Source organism: Halopseudomonas sp., from assembly GCF_041579695.1.
Lineage (GTDB): Bacteria > Pseudomonadota > Gammaproteobacteria > Pseudomonadales > Pseudomonadaceae > Halopseudomonas.
In genome coordinates this window covers 32,464-53,157 of the sequence record NZ_JBFGFI010000012.1, presented here as the reverse complement: position 1 = coordinate 53,157, position 20,694 = coordinate 32,464, and the positions used below count along the sequence as shown (strand labels likewise).

General features: G+C 60.5%; 20 protein-coding genes. 15 read left to right on the top strand and 5 right to left on the bottom strand.

The window, feature by feature from the left end:
• From ABYA88_RS04760 to ABYA88_RS04750, 3 genes are all read right to left on the bottom strand, one after another.
• On the bottom strand, positions 1-270 hold a 270-nt coding region (locus ABYA88_RS04760), incomplete at its 3' end, for a phosphatidylserine decarboxylase (protein WP_373185750.1).
• 9 nt (positions 271-279) lie between these two features.
• The gene (locus ABYA88_RS04755) at positions 280-1,089 is read right to left on the bottom strand and encodes a rhodanese-like domain-containing protein (RefSeq protein WP_373185749.1); all 810 of its coding nucleotides are present in this window, start codon (positions 1,087-1,089) and stop codon (positions 280-282) included.
• A 39-nt stretch (positions 1,090-1,128) separates the two neighbouring features.
• Positions 1,129-2,724: a hypothetical protein gene (locus ABYA88_RS04750; protein WP_373185748.1), complete on the bottom strand. Its 1,596-nt coding sequence runs from the start codon at positions 2,722-2,724 to the stop codon at positions 1,129-1,131.
• A 116-nt stretch (positions 2,725-2,840) separates the two neighbouring features.
• On the opposite strand from ABYA88_RS04750, the gene motA reads away from it, so the two are divergent.
• Both motA and motB read left to right on the top strand, forming a co-directional pair.
• Positions 2,841-3,695 carry a flagellar motor stator protein MotA gene (motA, locus tag ABYA88_RS04745; RefSeq protein WP_373185747.1) on the top strand — a complete coding sequence of 285 codons (855 nt, stop codon included), beginning with the start codon at positions 2,841-2,843 and terminating at the stop codon, positions 3,693-3,695.
• Positions 3,696-3,698: 3 nt separating this feature from the next.
• Complete coding sequence (motB, locus tag ABYA88_RS04740; RefSeq protein WP_373185746.1) at positions 3,699-4,760, top strand: flagellar motor protein MotB; 1,062 nt, start codon at positions 3,699-3,701, stop codon at positions 4,758-4,760.
• Between the two features lie 13 nt (positions 4,761-4,773).
• Here motB and rsgA read toward each other — a convergent pair whose 3' ends face one another.
• A complete protein-coding gene (gene rsgA / locus ABYA88_RS04735; RefSeq protein ID WP_373185745.1) occupies positions 4,774-5,805 on the bottom strand; it encodes a small ribosomal subunit biogenesis GTPase RsgA in 1,032 nt (343 codons plus the stop codon).
• Between the two features lie 83 nt (positions 5,806-5,888).
• On the opposite strand from rsgA, the gene orn reads away from it, so the two are divergent.
• Positions 5,889-6,431, top strand: a complete 543-nt coding sequence (gene orn, locus ABYA88_RS04730) for an oligoribonuclease (protein ID WP_373185743.1) — start codon at positions 5,889-5,891, stop codon at positions 6,429-6,431.
• A 9-nt stretch (positions 6,432-6,440) separates the two neighbouring features.
• Here orn and queG read toward each other — a convergent pair whose 3' ends face one another.
• A complete protein-coding gene (gene queG, locus ABYA88_RS04725) occupies positions 6,441-7,508 on the bottom strand; it encodes a tRNA epoxyqueuosine(34) reductase QueG (protein ID WP_373185742.1) in 1,068 nt (355 codons plus the stop codon).
• 80 nt (positions 7,509-7,588) lie between these two features.
• Here queG and ABYA88_RS04720 point away from each other — a divergent pair, with 80 nt between their 5' ends.
• From ABYA88_RS04720 to ABYA88_RS04665, 12 genes are all read left to right on the top strand, one after another.
• Positions 7,589-9,091 carry an NAD(P)H-hydrate dehydratase gene (locus ABYA88_RS04720; RefSeq protein WP_373185758.1) on the top strand — a complete coding sequence of 501 codons (1,503 nt, stop codon included), beginning with the start codon at positions 7,589-7,591 and terminating at the stop codon, positions 9,089-9,091.
• Positions 9,088-9,564, top strand: coding sequence for a tRNA (adenosine(37)-N6)-threonylcarbamoyltransferase complex ATPase subunit type 1 TsaE (tsaE, locus tag ABYA88_RS04715; protein ID WP_373185741.1), 477 nt, complete (start codon positions 9,088-9,090; stop codon positions 9,562-9,564). Before ABYA88_RS04720 ends, tsaE begins: the two co-directional genes overlap by 4 nt.
• Before the next feature lie 59 nt (positions 9,565-9,623).
• On the top strand, positions 9,624-10,985 hold the full coding sequence (locus tag ABYA88_RS04710; RefSeq protein ID WP_373185756.1) for an N-acetylmuramoyl-L-alanine amidase: 1,362 nt from the start codon (positions 9,624-9,626) through the stop codon (positions 10,983-10,985).
• A gap of 1 nt (position 10,986) precedes the next feature.
• Positions 10,987-12,867 carry a DNA mismatch repair endonuclease MutL gene (gene mutL / locus ABYA88_RS04705; RefSeq protein ID WP_373185740.1) on the top strand — a complete coding sequence of 627 codons (1,881 nt, stop codon included), beginning with the start codon at positions 10,987-10,989 and terminating at the stop codon, positions 12,865-12,867.
• A 21-nt stretch (positions 12,868-12,888) separates the two neighbouring features.
• A complete protein-coding gene (gene miaA, locus ABYA88_RS04700; protein WP_373185738.1) occupies positions 12,889-13,860 on the top strand; it encodes a tRNA (adenosine(37)-N6)-dimethylallyltransferase MiaA in 972 nt (323 codons plus the stop codon).
• A 137-nt stretch (positions 13,861-13,997) separates the two neighbouring features.
• The gene (gene hfq / locus ABYA88_RS04695) at positions 13,998-14,252 is read left to right on the top strand and encodes an RNA chaperone Hfq (RefSeq protein WP_373185736.1); all 255 of its coding nucleotides are present in this window, start codon (positions 13,998-14,000) and stop codon (positions 14,250-14,252) included.
• Positions 14,253-14,269: 17 nt separating this feature from the next.
• The gene (hflX, locus tag ABYA88_RS04690) at positions 14,270-15,571 is read left to right on the top strand and encodes a ribosome rescue GTPase HflX (RefSeq protein WP_373185734.1); all 1,302 of its coding nucleotides are present in this window, start codon (positions 14,270-14,272) and stop codon (positions 15,569-15,571) included.
• Positions 15,572-15,681: 110 nt separating this feature from the next.
• The gene (gene hflK, locus ABYA88_RS04685; protein WP_373185733.1) at positions 15,682-16,866 is read left to right on the top strand and encodes an FtsH protease activity modulator HflK; all 1,185 of its coding nucleotides are present in this window, start codon (positions 15,682-15,684) and stop codon (positions 16,864-16,866) included.
• Positions 16,866-17,738 (top strand): protease modulator HflC, encoded by an 873-nt coding sequence (hflC, locus tag ABYA88_RS04680; RefSeq protein ID WP_373185731.1) that lies wholly within the window; start codon positions 16,866-16,868, stop codon positions 17,736-17,738. The genes hflK and hflC overlap by 1 nt, the downstream gene beginning before the upstream one ends.
• Before the next feature lie 150 nt (positions 17,739-17,888).
• Positions 17,889-18,074: a DUF2065 domain-containing protein gene (locus ABYA88_RS04675; protein WP_373185730.1), complete on the top strand. Its 186-nt coding sequence runs from the start codon at positions 17,889-17,891 to the stop codon at positions 18,072-18,074.
• Positions 18,075-18,125: 51 nt separating this feature from the next.
• Entirely contained in the window at positions 18,126-19,322 is a 1,197-nt protein-coding gene (locus ABYA88_RS04670) for an ATP phosphoribosyltransferase regulatory subunit (RefSeq protein ID WP_373185755.1), read from the top strand.
• Between the two features lie 48 nt (positions 19,323-19,370).
• Positions 19,371-20,666, top strand: a complete 1,296-nt coding sequence (locus ABYA88_RS04665; protein WP_373185728.1) for an adenylosuccinate synthase — start codon at positions 19,371-19,373, stop codon at positions 20,664-20,666.
• The last annotated feature ends 28 nt before the right edge of the window (positions 20,667-20,694 follow it).

Here is a 20,694-nt window from a genome sequence, read left to right as displayed (position 1 = left end):
GTCGGCAGGACACAGGACGCTGTCCGCTGCCGGGTCAATCGGTCGCGCGCCGTCTTTCAGAGCCCGGGTGAAGAAGTCGTTGAAACAGGCGTAGGCGGTCGGCTCTTCCTGGACCGCTTCCGACATATCTACCTGGTAGCGCTTTACGAACCAGTTGATGAAGGCATTCTTCAGCCAGGGCCATCCGCAGTCAGCGACACATCCGGCGAGCCTCGAGAGGAGGTGCTGGGGGAGCAGGTACTGCATGATGATGAACAGGCGATCGCGCATGGGGTTTCCTCAGGATTCGACGGGGGTGTCAGGGTGGTTGCCCCACTCGGCCCAGGAGCCGGGGTAGGCCCTGACGCGTGGGTAACCAAGAATTTTTGCGGCCAGATAGGTAAAGCCGGAGCGGTGGTGTGTCTGGCAGTGGGTAACGATCTGTTTGTCGGGGGTAATGCCCAGTGCCTCGAGCTGCCCGGCGAGATCGCAGCGCAGACGCAGGCCGCGCTGCGCGTCCATGCCGGCGGTCCATTCGAAATTGACTGCGCCGGGGATATGTCCGCCTTTGCGCGAGAAGGCTTTCTCGCCGCGATATTCGGCGGGTGACCGGGCATCCCATATGACCAGGTCGGGATCGTCGAGACCGGCGCGCAGCTCGTCCAGGCTGATGCTCGGATCATGCTCGATGCGCAGTTCGGGTGTGGTGGGTTTCACGGTATTGGGAGTCTGTTCGGTCAGGAATCCGGCTTGCATCCAGGCTTTCAGCCCGCCGTTGATATAGCTGTAGCGCTGATGCCCAACGCAATCGAGCAGCCAGATGAAACGGCCGGCCCAGCCGCCCCCTTCGTCATCGTAGACGATGTAATGGAGGTCCGCATGATGGCCCAGTTCACCGAGTATCTGCTCTAATTGTTCAAGCGGGGGCAGCAGGCCAGGTACTGGTGGACCCGATGTGGTCCGGGCAGGGACCAGGTGCACGGCGCCGGGTATGTGGGCGGCGGCATATTGTTCCGCAGAACTCAGATCTACCAGACGAAACAAGGCCAGCTCGCGTTTCGCTGGCAACTCCTCGGGCTCGATTAGTAACGGTAACATCGGGTCGGACATGCGAGTCTCCATCGATCAGGTTGGGGCTATGGTACCGGCTCAGCGCTTTTGCATGAAGCTGATCAGCGCGCGGTTCAGGCATTGCGCTGTTTTGACCAGTGCCTGGCGACGACGATCATCAGTCAGGCTGGGGTCGGTCGCGCCCTGGGTGCCGAGCAGTCCTACCACCTGCCCTGCGTGAAGCAAGGGAAACAGGCGAGCGGGACCGTCGCCAATCAGCTGGTTCAGGTTGGCTGGCAGCAGTTCGCTCTCGCGGCGCATGCTGCCGGGAGCCAGTTGGTGACTGGACCTGCTTTGCAGCCAACGACCCCAGGCACTGCTGCGGCAGTCGCCCAGCGCGACGCCTGTTGGGTCGCGGTCGTTGGCAAAGCCGAGGCCGGCGCGCACGGTCAGCTGGCGCTGACGGCTGTTATACAGCGCTACCCAGCCCTGCTCGATACCCAGCCCCGCGGTGACGGCCTGTAAAGCGGTCTCGATGATCCCGTTCAGACCGGTAAAATTGCCGGGCTGGGCAGAGAGTGCGATGCAGTTCTCCCGCCATAATGTTGCGTTGGCAGCGGGCGTGGCGCTGGAGGTGCAGCAATCCGGCGACGCTGCCGTTGATGGCGCGAGGGACGAGTGGCCCTGGTGTCTGCGCGATCCGTAGGGCCAGAGGAGCGCTTCTGCCGGCAGCCAGACCGAGTCGCCGTAGTGCGCGTATTGCGTCCGGGCGCTGTCGACTGCATTGGCATGGCTGGCGCTCTGCACCGCGGAAACCTGTTGCCCCAGATAGAGTGCGGTGAGTTGCTGCCAGCGCCGGGTATGCCTGGCGTCCCAGTCGTGGTGCGCGCCGAGTGCCAGACCATTGGCCATGAGCAGGCTGTTGGCCGGCAGCGTCAGCCAGCGATACAGGCTGCGGTCGGCATCCAGAGCGGCTTGCTGTTCCTGGGGATGCTGGGTGTCGCGCGCGATGTGCAGCGCCCGGACCATGGTTCTACGGCTGCTGCCCAGGGAGCGGTAGCCCTGCAGAATCCATGGCGGAAGCCACCAGTCTTCAGCCAACTGCTGTGCCAGGCCGAGTACATTTTCGCTGTCCAGCAGCCAGTGGCTGAAGGAGGTTGTTGAGGATTTGTGTTCCAGATGCCGGGCTTCCCACTCGGCAAATACCTCGGGTCGCTGGTACACCAGTACCCAGCACGGGGCAAGAAACAGCAGGCTGGCCAGTGACACTTCGTGCCAGAGGCGCGCCATTCGATTGGCGAACAGACCTTGTGCCTGGGTCAGCGCATGTTCACTGATGCTCAGCAGTTGCCGGTAGGCAGCGGGCATGTCCTGTGCTTCGACAACCGGCAGATCCTTTATGATGCTGGCCAGACGCTGGGTGCCGAGCAGGTTGCAGGCGTGTTCCAGCGTGAGGATGTCTATATCCCTGCGGCGGCCTGCCTCGCCGGCCACGCGGCATACTTGCAGCGCCGCGGCGGGCACGTGAAGCAGCCTGGCAGTCAGCTCAGACAGGTTCAACATTTCGCTTTCGAGATGGCTGCACAGCGCCAGTTGCTGCTTTTTTTCAATTGGCAACACAAAGGCATTCAGACTTTGACGCAGTCTGCCGATATCATCCTCTACCGCGCTTTTGCTTTCTTGTTCTGTGCTCATAGTGTCTGCGGCTTTACAATCAGTGTCGTGGCTACTCGCAAGACTATAACGTGAACAGGGCTGTTTTGCTGCCGTAGCACGGCGGTTTCGTGTCTTCCAAGGAATCTGATGGGTTTATGCTGAAAATCGGTGGTTATCTGGTAGTGCTTTGCAGCGTGCTGGGAGGCTTTATGGCCTCCGGCGGAAAGCTCGCCGCGTTGTGGCATCCGTTCGAAATCCTGATCATTGGCGGGGCTGCGTTTGGCGCATTCCTGGTTGCCAACAACATGACCACGGTGAAAAAGGTTTTCGCCAAGGTGCCGGTAATCATCTTTGGTCATCGGTTCGGCAAGCCCTTTTATCTCGACGTGCTGGGTGTGCTTTACGAAGTGCTGAACAAGAGCCGCCGCGAGGGCATGATGTCGATCGAAGCCGACATCGAGGAGCCGGCGGAGAGCCCCATATTCAGCAAGTATCCGGCGATTATCAAAGACAAACACATGATCGAGTTCATCTGCGACTATTTGCGGATCATGTCGACCGGCAATATGGCGCCGCACGAACTCGAGGCTCTGTTCGACGTGGAGATTTCCAGCCTCACCGAAGAGCTTGAAGGTCCCAGTCATGCGGTCACACGGGTTGCCGACGGTCTGCCGGCCTTTGGTATTGTCGCTGCGGTGCTGGGTATCGTGATCACCATGAGTATTCTGGGCGATGCCGACAACAAGATGATTGGTGAAAAAGTGGCAACCGCGCTGGTAGGTACCTTCCTGGGTATCTGGGCGGCCTATGGTTTTGTTGGCCCGTTTGCTGCGGCGATGGAGCATGAGGCCCACGAGGAAGTCAATACCTATGAGGCAATCAAGATGTGCCTGGTGGCCAGCGCCCAGGGCTTGCCTCCGGCGCTCGCAGTCGAGTTCGGCCGCAAGGCTCTGCTGCCGGAGCATCGGCCGAGCTTTACCGAACTGGAAGATTCGGTAAAAGGACGTTGATCGGTGGACAATAACCAGCCGATCATTGTCAAGCGTATCTCCCGCAAGGCTGGGGGGCATCACGGCGGCGCCTGGAAGATTGCCTTCGCCGATTTCGCCGTGGCGATGATGGCGTTCTTTCTGGTGATGTGGCTGCTGACGGCGGCAACCCCGGAAGAGTTGAAGCGGATATCCGGCTATTTCAACGATCCCATCGGCTTTGAAGCGGGCGGCAGTCCCTATGCCATCGACCTGGGCGGCACGCCTACGGTGGCGCCGGACCGTACCCTCAGCGATGTGAAGGAAGACGAATCGCCGGTTCCGGACGACACGCAATCGGAGTCTGCCTCGCAGCAGGCAGAGCAGGTTGTCAGTGAGCAGGTAGAAAGGCTTGAGCTGGATATGTTGCTCCAGGAGCTGCAGAACAAGATCGACGTCGAGCCGGTATTGCAGCGCTTCAAGGATCAGATCCTGCTCGAGATCACCCAGGACGGCTTGCGCATCCAGATCGTCGATGCCGAGAACCGACCGATGTTCGCCAGCGGCAGTCCGCAGCTGCAACCCTACTTCGAAGAAATCCTGCTGGCGCTCAGCGATACCATTGCCGTGGTTCCGAAGAAAATCAGCATTGGTGGCCATACCGACGCTGCGCCTTTCATCGGTCGCGGCGGTTATGGTAACTGGGAGCTGTCTACCGAAAGGGCGAACGCCGCGCGGCGCACTCTGCTTGCCGCGGGTTACCCGGAAAACCAGCTCGCGCGGGTGGTAGGGTTCGCCGATTCGGCGCTGTTCGATCGCACCGATCCGTTTAATCCGATTAATCGACGCATCGATATCGTGGTGCTGAACAAGCGCGCCGAGGATCAGATCCTCGAAGGACTCGGTGATCGCGTGGAAGAGCTTGGTCCTGAGCCTGTGCCGGGCGAGGTTGAGTCGCGGCCGGACACCTCAACGGGTCCGAGCACTGACGAAAGTGACGAGGGTGACGACCTGGCAGGCGCGCCGGCAGGTGATGCCGTCGCCCCCGCGCAGAGATCGACCAACTTCTTTGATGATGGCGGCAACCTGCAGCCGATCGATCAATAGCGCTGCCGCCGGATCAGTAGCTCTGAGGCCCGATGCTGGACAGTATCTGCCGGTAGCTGCTGATGCGGCTGGCTGATATGTCGCCACGTTCCACGGCGTTAAGCAGTGCGCAGCCGGGTTCATGCAGGTGTGCGCAGTCGCGGAATTTGCAGTAGCCGAGAAACGGTCTGAATTCGACAAAGCCTTCCAGCAGGTCCTCGTGGCTGATGTGCGTCAGCCCGAACTCGCGAATGCCGGGCGAGTCGATCAGGTCGCCGCCCTCGGGAAAGTGAAACAGCTTGGCGGTCGTCGTGGTGTGGGTGCCCTGTCCGCTGGATTCCGATAATGCCCCTACGCGCAGATCGATGCCTGGCAGTAGTGCGTTGATCAGCGATGACTTGCCCACCCCGGATTGGCCGACGAACACACTGATGTGATCTTTCAGTGCCGCCTGCAGTTCGTCCAGGCCCGCGCCCGAACTGGCGGACAGCTCCAGTACCTCATAGCCCAGCTTTGCATACACATCCAGCCAGGTCCGTACCTCGGCAAATTCGCCGCCGCGCAGCAGGTCGGCCTTGTTGAGCACCAGCAGCGGATTTAGCCCGGACTGCTCAGCGGCGACCAGGTAACGGTCAATGAGCGTGGTATAGGGCGTGGGTAGCGGAGCAAAAACGATCACAAGCCGGTCGACATTGGCTGCGACCGGCTTGAGTTGGCCGCGGTGATCGGGCCTGTTGAGTTCCGACTCGCGCGGCAGCTGAGCGACGATCACGCCGCCGGCCTGATTGTCCGCCCGCCAGATTACCCGGTCGCCGGTGACCATCGCTGGCAGGTTGGCGCGCAGGTGACAGCGACGAATCTGCCCGCTGTCGGGGCCTTCGGTCGCTTCGACATCAACCTGCACGCCGAAGTGGGCGATGACCAGACCTTGTTGTTCGGGCCCCAGGTCGCCGCCGATCAGGCTTTCTTCGGCCTGGTCGGCGCGGCGGCCGGCGCGAACAGTACGTTCGTCCTGGATTTTCTGAATACGCCAGCTCTGGCGCCGGGTGAGGTGTCGCTTGGCCATGTGTTGCACTGATTCCGGAAGTTTCGCCAGTGTAGCATGCGCCGCGTATACTCGATCACAACCATCTGACAGCAGGAGAGCGCATGACCAACGACGACAACCTCATCTGGATCGACCTGGAGATGACCGGTCTGGACACGGATAACGATGTGATCATTGAGATCGCCACCGTGGTAACCGACGCGCAGCTCAATGTGCTGGCGGAAGGGCCTGTCATGGCAGTCAAGCAGCCGGACGCGATGCTCGATGGTATGGATGAATGGAATACCCGTCAGCATGGCGGTTCCGGCCTGACCCAGCGTGTGCGCGAGAGCCGCATCGACGTCGCCCAGGCCCAGGCGCAGACCCTGGCTTTTCTGCAGCAGTGGGTACCTGCGCGCAAGTCGCCCATGTGCGGCAACAGTATCTGTCAGGACCGACGTTTTCTGCACCGCGGCATGCCTGAGCTGGAGCAGTACTTCCATTACCGCAATCTTGACGTCTCGACCCTGAAGGAGCTTGCATCACGCTGGGCGCCGGAGCTAAAGGGTGGTTTCAAGAAGCAGGGTAGTCACCTGGCGCTGGATGACATCTACGACTCGATAGCCGAGCTCAAGTATTACCGCGAGCACTTTATCAAGTTCTGAGCGGGTAGCTCAGGGCGCCTCGCCGTGGCGCTGCAGGGCCCATTGCACGTGTTCGCGAACCATCTCGGATGAGTGTTCGGCCCGGGCCCTGAGCGCTTCGATCACCGGAATGCTGGTGGTCGCGTTGCCCAGGCCGACGGCCAGGTTGCGCAGCCAGCGTTCGTGACCTATCCGCCGTATCGGTGAGCCCTCGGTGTTGCGCAGGAAGGTGTCTTCGTCCCATAGAAACAGGCTGGTCAGCGTGGCCTGGTCGAGCTGGTGGCGTGGGCTGAAGTCGGTCTCGCCAGTTGGCTTGGCGAACTTGTTCCACGGACAGACCATCTGGCAGTCGTCGCAGCCAAACACGCGGTTGCCCATCAGCGGCCGCAATTCCGGCGGGATCGCCCCCTTCAACTCGATGGTCAGGTAGGAGATGCAGCGTCTGGCATCCAGTACGTGGGCGTCGACAAAGGCGCCGGTCGGGCAGGTTTCCAGGCACGCGGTGCAACTGCCGCAATGCTCTTTTTCCTGTGGGGCATCCACAGGCAAAGGCAGGTCGGTGAATAATTCGCCAAGAAAGAAGTAGCTGCCGGCCCGTGGATTGATCAGCATGGTGTTCTTGCCGATCCACCCCAGGCCTGCGCGGGTAGCCAGTGCCCGCTCCATCACGGGTGCGCTGTCGACAAAGGCGCGGTAGCCGAACGGACCGATCAGGCTCTGAATGCGCTCGGCCAGTTGCTGCAGGCGGCGGCGCATCAGTTTGTGATAGTCGCGGCCGAGGGCGTAACGGGAGATGTACGCATGCTCGGACTGCTTCAGCCGTTTTGCCATCGCCGTGTCCGCAGGCAGGTAGTCCATGCGCACCGATATCACTCGACAGGTACCGGGAACCAGTTCGGCTGGACGGGTGCGCTTGCTGCCATGGCTTTCCATCCACTGCATTTCGCCCTGGTAGCCGGCGTCCAGCCAGTCGTTCAGCCGCTCCTCATGCTCGCCGATGTGCGCGGCGCTGATTCCCACTTGCTGAAATCCCAGTTCCTGTCCCAGCTCGCGAATCCGTTCGGCGAGCTGGTCGGGGTTGGCGGTAGCGTCGATCATGCTGATCCGGTCTGAATAGTTGGGGAGGCGGCTGATAAGAACCTACAATTGTGCCAGACATTGCCAGAGGTAACATGCCCATGACCATCCCATTGCCAACCCGGATCTACAACGCCGCGCAGACCCGCGCAATTGATGCAGCCATTATCGAAGGCGGCATCGCCGGTGGCGAGCTGATGCAGCGCGCAGCCGAAGCACTCTGGGAGCAAGTGCAGGGACGCTGGTCGCGCGCCGGGGAACTCACCGTGCTGTGCGGTGGTGGCAACAACGCCGGTGATGGTTATCTGGTGGCCAGACTTGCGCACATGGCAGGCTGGAGAGTGCGTGTGCTGGCCGTCTCGTCACCCGAGAAGCTGAGCGGCGACGCCCAGTGGGCTTGTCAGGTTGCCATGGCTGCGGGCATCACGCCAGAGCAGTGGCAGGAGGGTGAATTGCTACAGGGCGTGATACTCGACGCCATGCTGGGCACCGGCATTGATACAGATGTTCGCGAGCCCTATGCAGGCGCCATCAGAGCCATCAACAATAGCGGGTTACCTGTCGTCGCCGTCGATCTGCCCAGCGGTTTGCACGCTGACAGTGGTGCGATACTGGGTGATGCGGTCAGGGCCGACATGACCGTTACCTTTATTACGCTCAAGATCGGTCTGCTCACCGGTCAGGGTCCCGATCATGCCGGCGACTTGCACTTTGCCCCTCTGGCCGATCTACCCGGGCAGCTGCCTGAGGCTGTCGCCCAGCAGTTGCGCCTGGACGATTGGTCAGGCACGTTACCAACACGCCCGCGGGGAGCGCACAAAGGTCTGTTTGGTCATGCGCTGGTCATCGGTGGCGATCTGGGTATGGGTGGGGCCGTTTTGCTTGCAGCCGAGACAGCCCTGCGCAGCGGCGCGGGCAGGGTCAGTGCGGCGACACGCAGCGCCCATATTGCACCGTTGCTGACCCGCTGTCCGGAAGTCATGGCTCATGCCGCAGACGATCCGGGCGCGATTGGTGAGCTGGTCCAGCGCGCCAGCGTACTGATCATCGGTCCGGGACTGGGGAAAGGGGAGTGGGGCCAACAGGTGATGGATCTGGTCCTGGGCAGCGACCTGCCCAAGGTGCTGGACGCTGATGCGTTGAATATCATCGCCGAGCGTTTTGCCAATGGCATCGAGCTGGGTGAAAACTGTATCATCACGCCGCATCCCGCCGAGGCGGGGCGGCTGCTGGGATGCTCCGCTGCGCAGATCCAGGCCGATCGCGTGGGCGCCCTGGAACGCCTGATTCAACGCTATCAGTGCGCGGTAGTGCTCAAGGGTGTTGGCAGCCTGGTGGGCGGTGGTGAGCCGCAAGGCGAACCTTTCGCGCTGTGCACCGCAGGTAATCCGGGTATGGCCACGGCAGGTATGGGCGATGTGCTGTCCGGCCTGTGCGGTGCGATGCTGGCGCAAAAAGTCCCGGCGGGCACTGCGGCCCGCTACGCCACACTGATTCATGCCCTGGCAGGTGATAGCGCGGCCGCAGGGGATGAGCGCGGCCTGCTTGCCACTGACCTGATGATGTCCATTCGTCGATTGCTCAATATACGGGATCCGAAATGATTCAAGTCATACTTGCCGAGGGAGATCGTGCCATGGAGGCCGCTGGTGCGGCCATTGGTCGCGCGATGCAGGCCCGTGGCGTAATCTATCTGCAGGGTGACCTGGGCGCGGGCAAGACCACGCTCAGCCGCGGGCTTATCCGCGCCCAGGGGCATGCGGGTGCGGTCAAGAGCCCGACTTTCACGCTGGTTGAGCCGTATGAGCTGAATGGTCGGGCTATCTATCACTTTGACCTGTATCGTCTTCTGGATCCGGAAGAACTCGAATTCCTGGGTATCCGGGATTATTTTTCAGCCGACAGCCTGTGTCTGGTTGAATGGCCGGAAAAGGGCGCGGGGGTTTTGCCAAGCCCGGACATGACTATTACCATTACTGCCACGGAGACCGGGCGCCGGCTCGTGGTTGAAGGGCACAATGCGCATGGCCAGACAGCATGCCGACAACTACAAACACAGGATGATGCACAGACGTGATCTTGAATGGCAGAAATAAAGGCTACGCGACCGCTGGCTTGCTGATTGCGGGCCTGTTTATGCTGGTTGCCGGCCTGGCGCAGGCAGCTGATATCCAGAATGTGAGGCTTTGGCGAGCGCCGGATAACACACGGTTGGTGTTCGATCTTTCCGGGCCGGCTGATCACAGTCTGTTCAGTCTGTCCAATCCCGAGCGACTGGTTATCGATATCAGCGGTGCGCGGTTTTCTGCCGATGTTTCCGGTCTGCCGCTCAGTGATACGCCGCTAACTGGTGTGCGTTCTGCCCCCAGGGACGAAACCGACCTGCGGGTGGTGCTGGATCTTTCCCGTCAGGTCAATCCCAAGAGCTTTGCGCTGCCGCCCAACCAGCAATATGGGCATCGCCTGGTTATCGATCTGTACGACCATGCCGAGCCACGCGAGACGCTGACCGCGCCGGCACCGCCAAACGCTTCGCCGCTGCCGCAAAAGCCCGCTCGGTCATCGAGCCCGGGGGGGGGGCGTAATATCAAGGTCGCAATCGACGCGGGCCACGGTGGTGAAGATCCCGGGGCTATCGGTCCCGGGGGTGTGCGGGAAAAGGAGGTCGTGCTGGCGATCTCTCGCGAGCTGAAAAAGCTGGTCGATGCCGAGCCGGGCTTCGAGGCGGTGCTGGTCCGCACTGGTGACTACTTCATACCGCTGCGCAAGCGGACCGAGATTGCGCGCAAGCACAGTGCCGATCTTTTCGTTTCCGTGCATGCCGATGCGTTCACCCGCGCCAGTGCCTTTGGAGCATCAGTGTTTGCACTCTCGGATAGCGGCGCAACCTCGGAGACCGCGCGGTTTCTGGCTGACCGCGAGAACCGTTCCGACCTGATCGGTGGGGTAGGCGGGGTAAGCCTGGGCAACAAGGATCAGGTTCTGGCCAGTGTGCTGCTCGATTTGTCCATGACTGCGACACTGTCAGCCAGTCTCGACGTGGGTCAGCAGGTACTGTCGGCGGTCGGAGGCATGACACCATTGCACAAGCGCCGGGTCGAGCAGGCGGGTTTCATGGTGCTCAAATCGCCGGACATTCCGTCGATTTTGGTCGAAACGGGTTTTATCTCCAATCCGGGTGAAGCGCGCAAGCTGGTCACACGCGACCACCAGCAGGCCCTCGCTCGGGCGATGCACTCGGGTATCAGGGATTATTTTCACCGTAACCCGCCGCCGGGCACCCGTATCGCCGCTCTGAAAGCCGACGGTAAACTGCAGGCAGCGCGCCCCCACCAGTACCAAGTGGTGCGCGGCGATACGTTGTCGCTGATTGCCGCTCGCTTTGATGTCAGTCTGGCCAGATTGCGCCAGTCCAATGGTCTGGGAAACGACCAGATCCGCGTAGGTCAGATCCTGAAAGTTCCGGTCGGCAACATGCTGGTCAAGAATGAGCCCTGATATGTCGCGAATAGAATTGCTCAGCCCGCGTCTGGCCAACCAGATCGCAGCGGGTGAGGTGGTGGAGCGCCCCGCTTCGGTAATCAAGGAGTTGCTCGAGAACGCTCTGGATGCTGGAGCCGGCCGCATCGACATTGAAGTGGAGCAGGGGGGTGTCAAGCTTCTCAGGGTCCGCGACGACGGCGACGGTATCGTGCAGGATGACCTGCCGCTGGCATTGTCACGGCATGCCACCAGCAAGATTCGCGACCTTGACGACCTGGAAAAGGTCATCACGCTGGGTTTTCGTGGGGAGGCGCTGGCGTCGGTCAGCTCGGTGTCCAGGCTGACTCTGACATCCTGTGCCAAGGGGGCGGATCAGGCCTGGGCGGTTGAGACCGAAGGCCGTGACATGGCGCCAAGCATGCAGCCGGCGGCCCATCCCCAGGGCACCACCGTCGAGGTGCGCGATCTATTCTTCAACACCCCCGCCCGTCGCAAGTTCCTGCGCACCGAGAAGACCGAGTTCGGCCATCTGGAAGAAGTGGTCAAGCGTTTGGCGCTCTCACGTTTCGATGTGGCATTCACGCTGCGGCACAACGGGCGCACCATATTCAGCCTGCGCCCGGCGCACGGGGAAATGGAGTCGCGTCGGCGCGTTGCCGCTGTCTGCGGCCCGGCGTTCGTCGAGCAGTCACTGTCGATCGACAGCGAGCGCAGTGGTCTGCGGCTATGGGGCTGGGTAGGCCTGCCGACTTTTTCGCGCAGTCAGGCTGATCTTCAATACTTTTTCGTCAACGGGCGCATGATCAGGGACAAGCTGGTGGTGCACGCGGTGCGACAGGCTTACCGCGATGTACTCTTTCATGGTCGCCACCCGACCTTCGTGCTCTTTCTCGAGGTCGATCCTGCAGTGGTGGACGTCAATGTGCATCCGACCAAGCACGAGGTGCGTTTTCGCGATGGTCGGATGGTGCATGATTTTCTGTTCAGTACGCTGCACCGCGCGCTGGCCGACCAGCGTCCTGGTGACCGCCCGCAGGGGGAAGCGTATTCCGCAGCGCCAGCGGTCAGCATGCCCGGAGCGGGGGGCCAGTCTGCTGGCGTTTTTTCCGGCCAGGAGCGCATGCCGCTGCACGAGCCAGCTGCGGGCTGGTCAGTTCCCGGCTCTGTGCCGGACCGTCCCTCGCCCCGCGAGCTGGCCGGCACCCTCGAGGCTTTCCCCGGGCTTTATGGCGTCAGCGCCCCTGCCGAGGTATCAACGCCGGCTGGGTCTGGTGCGGCGCTGTCCGCGCCGGCCAGGGACGCTGAGCATGATGTGCCGCCCATGGGCTATGCACTCGCGCAGCTGCATGGGGTATACATTCTGGCGGAGAACGCCGAAGGACTGATCGTGGTCGACATGCATGCCGCCCATGAGCGAATTACCTACGAACGGCTCAAGCAGGCAATGGATGAAGAAGGTCTGCGTGGGCAGCCGCTGCTGGTTCCCGAATCTGTCGCGTTGAGCCAGCGCGAAGTGGATTGCGCTGAAGAGCATGCGCAGTGGTTCTCCCGGCTGGGGTTCGAAGTGCAGCGCATGGGGCCCGAAACCCTGGGCATTCGCGAGATTCCGGCGCTGCTGCGCCAGGCTGACGCAGTGCAGCTGGTGCGCGACGTACTGAGCGATCTGCTTGAATACGGTACCAGCGACCGTATCGAGGCGCACCGTAACGAACTGCTCTCGACCATGGCCTGCCACGGTTCGATACGGGCCAACCGGCGCCTCACGCTTGCCGAAATGAATGGTCTTCTGCGCGACATGGAGCGCACCGAGCGAAGCGCGCAGTGCAATCACGGCCGCCCGACCTGGACGCGAATGAGTATGCCGGACCTTGATAAGCTGTTCCTGCGTGGCCGCTGACCTGTTTCCGGTGGTTGACTGATGGCGGCTACCTTGCCCCCGGTCATCTGCCTGATGGGGCCGACCGCCTCCGGAAAGACCGACCTGGCCATGTACCTGGCTGATCGATTTCCCTGTGAGCTGGTGAGTGTGGATTCGGCGTTGGTATACCAGGGTATGGACATTGGCACCGCCAAGCCGGACACAGAGACCCTGGCGCGCTACCCGCACCATCTGGTCGACATCCTCGATCCGGCCGAGGCCTACTCCGCGGCGCTTTTTCGTGCCGATGCGCTTCAACTGGTCAGCGAGATCACTGCCCGCGGCCGAATTCCGCTGCTGGTGGGTGGCACGATGCTTTACTTTCGCGCCCTGGCCGAAGGTCTGGCGCCGATGCCGGCTGCAGATCCCGCGGTTCGCAAGCAGATCGAGTCAATGGCCGCCAGCGAGGGCTGGGAGGGAGTGCACGCTCGTCTGGCAGATGCTGACCCGCAAGCTGCCAGGCGCATCCACCCGAACGATCCCCAGCGCCTGCAGCGGGCTCTTGAGGTATACCTGCTGACAGGTATAAGCCTGACCGAATGGCATCGCAGGCAAAGCACAGAAAAAGCGCAGGCGGAAGACTCCGGCGCGTCGTTTTTGCCTTATACTATGCACTATATGTCCATTGCGCCATGTGAGCGAAGTGTCCTCCATGAGCGTATTGCCACTCGTTTCCGGACAATGATGCAGCAGGGGTTTCTTGGCGAGGTCGAAGCACTGCATGCCCGCTCCGACCTGCATCCGGCGCTGCCTTCAGTGCGGGCGGTCGGCTACCGGCAGTTATGGGACTATTTCGACGGGAAACTCTCGCTCGACGAGGCGGTCGAACGGGGAGTCATAGCGACCAGGCAGTTGGCCAAGCGGCAAATGACCTGGTTGCGCGGTTGGCAGGCAGAGATTGACTGGTTTGACAGCCTGGATCCGAACAGATTTGATCAGGCCTTGAAACATCTGGAGCGAATCACCATATAAGGCAGGAGTGATTCGCTGGTCTTGCTTTGGCTGGTCATGTTGGCAATTGCGCCGCCTCGTCCGATGGATAAGGGACCCGGCGGCGATAACGCATTGTATAAATGCATAAAAATACGGTTCCCATAAGGAGTAAGGCAATGTCAAAAGGGCATTCATTACAAGACCCTTACCTGAACGTTCTGCGCAAGGAACGTGTTCCGGTATCCATCTATCTGGTCAATGGCATCAAGTTGCAGGGCCAGATCGAATCATTCGACCAGTTCGTCATCCTGCTGAAAAACACAGTCAGCCAGATGGTCTACAAACATGCCATTTCCACTGTGGTGCCGGGTCGGCCGGTACGCTTGCCTGTTCAGGGCAGCAGTGAAGAGGGCGAGTTGGAAAATCCTTGATTTGTCCGGAGGCTTGATTGTTCTTTGAGCGCCATGAAGGGGGTGAGCGAGCGATACTCGTTCATCTCGAAGGTACCGATGAACGCACCCGGGAGGATCCTCAGGAATTCATCGAGCTGGCCAACTCGGCCGGCGCGGAGATTGTTGCGTTTCTGACCGTCAATCGGCACCAGCCCAGCCCGCGTTTTCTCGTCGGCAGTGGCAAAGTAGAAGAGTTGCAGGCGCTGGTAGAAGAGCATCAGGGAGACCTGGTCATCTTCAATCATGTGCTTACGCCCAGTCAGGAGCGCAATCTGGAGGGCGAACTCAAGTGTCGCGTGATAGATCGCACCGGTCTGATCCTGGATATTTTCGCGCAGCGGGCCCGCACCCATGAGGGTAAGCTGCAGGTCGAACTGGCCCAGCTTGACCATCTCAGTACCCGCCTGGTACGTGGCTGGACTCACCTCGAGCGTCAGAAGGGTGGTATCGGCCTGCGCGGTCCGGGTGAAACCCAGCTCGAGACCGACCGCCGGTTGCTGCGCGAGCGAATAAAGCAGATTACCCGACGTCTGGAAAAAGTGCGCAGCCAGCGCGAGCAGGCAAGGCGTGCCCGTCGACGTGCCGAGATCCCGGTAGTTTCTCTTGTCGGTTATACCAATGCCGGCAAATCCACGCTGTTCAATACGCTGACGACTTCCGAAGTCTATGCAGCCAATCAGCTGTTCGCAACCCTCGACCCGACCCTACGGCGTATCGAGCTGGAGGATATCGGCCCTACGATTCTCGCGGATACGGTTGGTTTTATCCGCCATCTGCCGCACAAACTGGTGGAAGCTTTTCGGGCGACGCTTGAGGAGTCCAGTCAGGCCGACCTGTTGCTGCACGTGGTTGATGCAGCCGATCCAGAGCGGACATCGCATATCGAGCAGGTAATGAAAGTGCTGGGTGAAATTGGCGCAGCAAATCTGCCGATGCTCGAGATCTATAACAAGGTCGATCTGCTGGACGGTGTTGAGCCCCATATTCAGCGAGACGAGCAGGGCGTAGCCGTGCGCGTCTGGCTGTCCGCCCAGGACGGTGGTGGCCTGGATCTTCTCGCGCAGGCCATGTCCGAACTTCTGTCAGTGGATGTTATCCAGGAATCCGTGGTGCTCGATCCGGCCGAGGCGCGACTGCGTGCGCAGTTTTACGAGATTGGCGCGGTGGTCGGCGAAAGTATCGCCGAGGACGGCCGACAACAGCTGGATCTCCGGCTGCAGCGCAGCGACCTGAACCGCCTACTCAAGCGCGAAGGCTGGCAAGTGGATGCGTTTATCGAAGAACATGCGCTGCAATAAAGGCGCCGTACGATTCGCCCGCCGAGCGCGGTATGCTGTACTCTTGATCAGATAAGCGAAATGGCTGCATAGCCCTCTCGCAAACCAGTTTACGAATAACGGAGAAGGCTATGGCCTGGAATGAGCCTGGTGGTGGCAAGAATCAAGACCCTTGGGGTAGTGGTGGCAATAACGGTAACCGCGGGGGCAAGCAAGGCCCGCCGGATCTGGACGAAGCGCTACGCAAGCTGCAGGACAGTCTCAATGGCATGTTTGGTGGCAAGAAAGGCGGTGGCGACAAGAGCGGTGGACGTGGCACCGGGTCTGGGCAGGGATTCCCAAAAGCCATACTGGGTATTGTCGCCCTGGTTATTGTGGCTATCTGGCTGTTCGCTGCCGTTTACACTGTAGATGAGCAGGAACAGGCGATTGTCCTGCGCTTCGGCGAATACCACCGTACGGTCGAATCAGGCCTGCATCTCTACTATCCGCCGTTCGAGAAGAAATTCCAGCGCAACGTTACCCAGGTTCGTTCGTACCGACAGCAGGGGCAGATGCTCACCCAGGACGAGAACATCGTCGAGGTGCCCGTAGCAATCCAGTACCGGATATCCAATCTGGAAAACTTCATTCTTGAGGTCGAAGATCCGGAAACCAGCCTGCGTCACGCTACAGAGAGCGCTTTGCGCCACGTAGTCGGGTCAACTCCCATGCACCAGGTGCTGACCGAAGGTCGTGCGCAAATGGCGGTCGAAACCACGGAAAGGCTGCAGCGCTATCTGGATACCTATAATACGGGTATCACGGTGGTTGGCGTGAACATTGAAAGCGCTCAACCCCCGACTGCGGTCCAGGATGCGTTTGACGACGTCATCCGGGCGCGTGAGGACGAGGTTCGGGTCCGCAACCAGGCCGAGTCCTATGCCAATGGCGTTATTCCCGAGGCGAGAGGCAAGGCCCAGCGACTGCTGGAGGAAGCCAATGGTTATCGCGACGAGGTCGTTGCCAGGGCAGATGGTGAAGCTCAGCGCTTCAACCAGCTGGTCGCCCAGTACCAGCTGTCGCCCGAGGTCATGCGCGAGCGCATGTACATCGAGACATTGCAGGATGTCATGACCAATACCAGCAAGATTCTGGTATCTGGAGGCGAAGGTAACAACAACCTCCTTTACCTGCCCCTGGATAAACTCATGCAGCAGGACGGCAATTCCAGATCGGCCTCATCTGCAGCGTCGGGCGGGTCGATGGCCAACGAGGCGGCTAACCGCCAGCCCCAGAATCCGCCGCGTGATGCGCGCTCAAGGGAGACTCGTTAATGAGCAACAAGACAATTTTCGGCCTGATTCTGGCTCTGATCGTCGTCGCGGTCGGCTGGCAGAGTTTCTTCGTCGTCAGCGAGATTCAGCGCGGTATTGTGCTGCAGTTCGGCAAGGTAGTAAGGACTGACGTACAACCAGGTCTTCATTTGAAACTGCCGTTTGTGCAAGATGCGCGCCTGTTTGACGGGCGCTTGCTTACGTTGGATACCGCCACCCAGCGCTACCTGACGCTGGAGAAAAAGGCGTTGATGGTCGATTCCTACGCGAAATGGCGCATTGCTGATGTGGAGCGTTTTTATACCGCCACCTCGGGTGTGCGTGCACTTGCTGAGGATCGTCTCGCTCGCCAGCTCGAGTCGGGCCTGCGGAACGAAGTTGCACGTCGTTCATTGAACGAAGTGGTGTCCGGTGAGCGCGATCAGCTTATGGCAGATATCACTACTTTGCTTGACGAGAGCGCACGGCGCGAGCTGGGTATCGAGGTGCTTGACGTGCGAGTCAAGGCGATCGATCTGCCGAGCGAAGTTAACCGCAGTGTGTTCGAGCGGATGAGCAGTGAGCGGGAGCGTGAGGCGCGGGAGCACCGGGCCAAGGGTAACGAGCTTGCCGAAGGTATACGCGCCGACGCGGATCGTCAGCAGCGGGTAATTCTGGCTGAAGCCTTCCGTGAAGCCGAGGAGGTTCGAGGTGATGGCGACGCTCAGGCGGCAGCCATTTACGCTGATGCTTACAACAAGGATGCGGAGTTCTATTCGTTCTACCGAAGCCTGCAGGCCTATCGCGAGAGCTTTGCCAGCAAGTCGGATGTCCTCGTGCTTGATCCCGATAGCGATTTTTTCCGCTATCTCCAAGGGGGCAGCGCGCCCTAGGGAAACCGTCGCTCACGCCTGCTTCCTTTGCGGGTGTGAGCGCGGAAAAACGTGTTACAATCGCGCAGCCGGGTCGTCCCGGCTTTTTTGTGACCGTCATCCACCTCTTTGGGGCTGGATGAGTTCTGGCCGGGACAGGGGATGCAGTCAATGTGGCAAAGTCTGGCAACCGCGCTCTGTCTTGTGTTGGTCATCGAGGGGTTGATGCCCTTTCTGGCGCCCGGCCGCTGGAAGCGCATGCTGGCCAGCGTCACCCAGGTCAGCGACCGTCAGTTGAGGATCATCGGATTTGGCAGCATGGTGACGGGTACTCTGCTGCTTTACCTGGTGCGCTGATGACACGCGCTACAGTCCATTTGTATTCACTGCGTAGGAAAGGTTGTGAAAATGCCAACTGTCGATAGCTGGCTGTTGCCCGAGGGTATCGAGGAAGTGCTGCCCGAAGAGGCCGCACTCATCGAAGCCGCTCGCCGGCAACTGCTGGATCTGTTTTCTTCCTGGGGATATGACCTGGTCATCACCCCGCATATCGAATATGTAGAGTCGCTGTTGACCGGGGCGGGTCATGATCTGGAGTTGCAGACCTTCAAGATGGTCGATCAGCTTTCTGGACGCATGCTTGGCGTGCGCGCCGATATCACCCCCCAGGTCGCACGCATCGACGCCCACACCCTGGGCGCGGAAGGACCGAGCCGTCTCTGCTACTGCGGCAGCGTGATGCATACCCGTCCACGCGCATTGTCTACGGCGCGCAGCGTGATCCAGCTGGGTGCCGAGCTGTATGGTGATGCGTCCAGCGCCAGCGACATCGAAATCATCACCCTGATGCTGGAAACGCTAGCTAGCTGCGAGGTGTACGGTGCTCATCTGGATATCGGCCATGTGGGCATCTACCGCGGGCTGGCGCAGGCTGCAGGGCTGGATGAGAAAGTCGAGCAGGCACTATTCGATGCCCTGCAGCGCAAGGCGGTCGACGAGGTAAGGGCGATTGCCGAGCCGCTGGGCCAGAGCCAGTCTTCGTTGGCCGCAATGCTCTGCAGTCTGGCCGAGCTGTCTGGCGGCGTCGAAGTGCTGGAACGAGCCCATGTGCTGCTGGACGGTGCGCCGGAGTCGGTCATGGCGGCGCTGGACGATCTGGCGGAAATCGCCCAAACCCTCGCGCGTCAGTATCCGGACGTGCCGCTGTATTTCGATCTGGGTGAACTGCGCGGCTATCACTACCATACCGGTGTCGTGTTTTCTGCCTATATTCCGGGCATGGGGCAGAGCATCGCCCAGGGTGGCCGCTACGATGATATTGGTTCGGATTTCGGTCGCGCGCGCCCGGCGACGGGTTTCTCCACCGACCTGCGTCTGCTGGTGGAGCGCGGCAGCATTGCCGGAGTGGTTCGCTCCAGGGCCATATGGGCGGCTTATGCCAACGAGCCCGGTCTGCAGGCGGAAGTAATGCGGCTGCGTCGCCAGGGTGAGCGGGTAATAGTTGCGCTGCCGGGGCAGATGGATGCCGATGCAGGCGAGCATGGTTGCGACCGTATTCTGCGCTGGCAGGGTGGTGCGTGGCAGGTCAATAAGCTGAACAACTGATTCAACGGCTGTGCAGGCCGTCCAAATTCGAATGAGGCGAGAGCTGAAATGGGCAAGAATGTAGTCATCCTCGGTACCCAATGGGGCGATGAAGGCAAAGGCAAGATCGTGGATCTGCTGACCGATCAGGTCGCCGCCGTTGTACGTTATCAGGGTGGGCATAACGCCGGCCACACACTGGTTATCGATGGTGAAAAAACCGTATTGCACCTGATTCCGTCAGGTATCCTGCGCGAAAACGTCACCTGTTTCATCGGTAATGGTGTGGTTCTGTCTCCTGAGGCGCTGATGAAGGAGCTCAAGGAGCTTGAAGCCAAGGGCGTGCCGGTGCGTGAGCGCCTGCGCATCAGCCCGGCCTGCCCGTTGATCCTGCCATACCACGTAGCGCTTGATCAGGCGCGGGAAAAGGCACGCGGTGAAGCCAAGATCGGTACCACCGGCAGAGGCATCGGTCCCGCCTACGAAGACAAGGTCTCACGTCGAGGCTTGCGCGTGGCAGACCTGTTCAACCCAGAGCGTTTTGCCGCGAAGCTGGGCGATGTTCTGGAGTATCACAACTTTTCTCTGCAGCATTACTACAAGGTTAAGCCCGTCCACTTCCAGAAAACACTGGACGAGGCCATGGGCTACGCCGAATGGCTGCGACCGCTGATGACCGATGTCACCGCGCGCTTGCATGAGTTGCGCCGGCAGGGCGCCAACATCATGTTCGAGGGTGCCCAGGGCTCGCTACTGGATATCGATCACGGCACTTATCCGTACGTCACCAGCTCCAACACCACGGCTGGCGGCACGGCCACCGGTTCGGGTTTCGGTCCGCTATATCTGGATTATGTACTGGGCATCACCAAGGCTTACACCACCCGCGTTGGCTCAGGGCCCTTTCCAACCGAGCTTTTCGATGATGTGGGCGCGCGCCTTGCCGAGCGCGGGCACGAGTTCGGATCCACTACCGGTCGCGCGCGTCGCTGTGGCTGGTTCGATGCAGTCATTCTGCGCCGGGCAATGGAAGTGAACAGCATCAGTGGTCTGTGCCTGACCAAGCTGGATGTGCTCGATGGTCTGGATGTCATCCGCATCTGTGTCGGATATCGCAATGAGGCCGGTGCGGTCATCGAAGTGCCGAGTGATGCCGACAGCTATCTGGGGCTTGATCCGGTATACGAGGAAGTGCCTGGCTGGAGTGAATCTACCCTGGGTATCCAGACACTCGAGGAGCTGCCGGAAAATGCCCGGGCTTACATTCGGCGTATCGAGGAACTGGTCGCTGCGCCGGTGGATATCATCTCCACCGGGCCAGACCGCAACGAGACTATTATCCTGCGAAAAATTTTCCAGGATTGAGAGCAGAAAAGGCGCCTATATGGCGCCT

Coding starts and splice junctions, on each gene's coding strand:
- ABYA88_RS04755 (WP_373185749.1), bottom strand. CDS start 1,089: ATGTCCGACCCGATGTTACCGTTACTAATCGAGCCCGAGGAGTTGCCA.
- ABYA88_RS04750 (WP_373185748.1), bottom strand. CDS start 2,724: ATGAGCACAGAACAAGAAAGCAAAAGCGCGGTAGAGGATGATATCGGC.
- motA (WP_373185747.1), top strand. CDS start 2,841: ATGCTGAAAATCGGTGGTTATCTGGTAGTGCTTTGCAGCGTGCTGGGA.
- rsgA (WP_373185745.1), bottom strand. CDS start 5,805: ATGGCCAAGCGACACCTCACCCGGCGCCAGAGCTGGCGTATTCAGAAA.
- orn (WP_373185743.1), top strand. CDS start 5,889: ATGACCAACGACGACAACCTCATCTGGATCGACCTGGAGATGACCGGT.
- queG (WP_373185742.1), bottom strand. CDS start 7,508: ATGATCGACGCTACCGCCAACCCCGACCAGCTCGCCGAACGGATTCGC.
- ABYA88_RS04720 (WP_373185758.1), top strand. CDS start 7,589: ATGACCATCCCATTGCCAACCCGGATCTACAACGCCGCGCAGACCCGC.
- tsaE (WP_373185741.1), top strand. CDS start 9,088: ATGATTCAAGTCATACTTGCCGAGGGAGATCGTGCCATGGAGGCCGCT.
- ABYA88_RS04710 (WP_373185756.1), top strand. CDS start 9,624: ATGCTGGTTGCCGGCCTGGCGCAGGCAGCTGATATCCAGAATGTGAGG.
- mutL (WP_373185740.1), top strand. CDS start 10,987: ATGTCGCGAATAGAATTGCTCAGCCCGCGTCTGGCCAACCAGATCGCA.
- miaA (WP_373185738.1), top strand. CDS start 12,889: ATGGCGGCTACCTTGCCCCCGGTCATCTGCCTGATGGGGCCGACCGCC.
- hfq (WP_373185736.1), top strand. CDS start 13,998: ATGTCAAAAGGGCATTCATTACAAGACCCTTACCTGAACGTTCTGCGC.
- hflK (WP_373185733.1), top strand. CDS start 15,682: ATGGCCTGGAATGAGCCTGGTGGTGGCAAGAATCAAGACCCTTGGGGT.
- hflC (WP_373185731.1), top strand. CDS start 16,866: ATGAGCAACAAGACAATTTTCGGCCTGATTCTGGCTCTGATCGTCGTC.
- ABYA88_RS04675 (WP_373185730.1), top strand. CDS start 17,889: ATGTGGCAAAGTCTGGCAACCGCGCTCTGTCTTGTGTTGGTCATCGAG.
- ABYA88_RS04670 (WP_373185755.1), top strand. CDS start 18,126: ATGCCAACTGTCGATAGCTGGCTGTTGCCCGAGGGTATCGAGGAAGTG.
- ABYA88_RS04665 (WP_373185728.1), top strand. CDS start 19,371: ATGGGCAAGAATGTAGTCATCCTCGGTACCCAATGGGGCGATGAAGGC.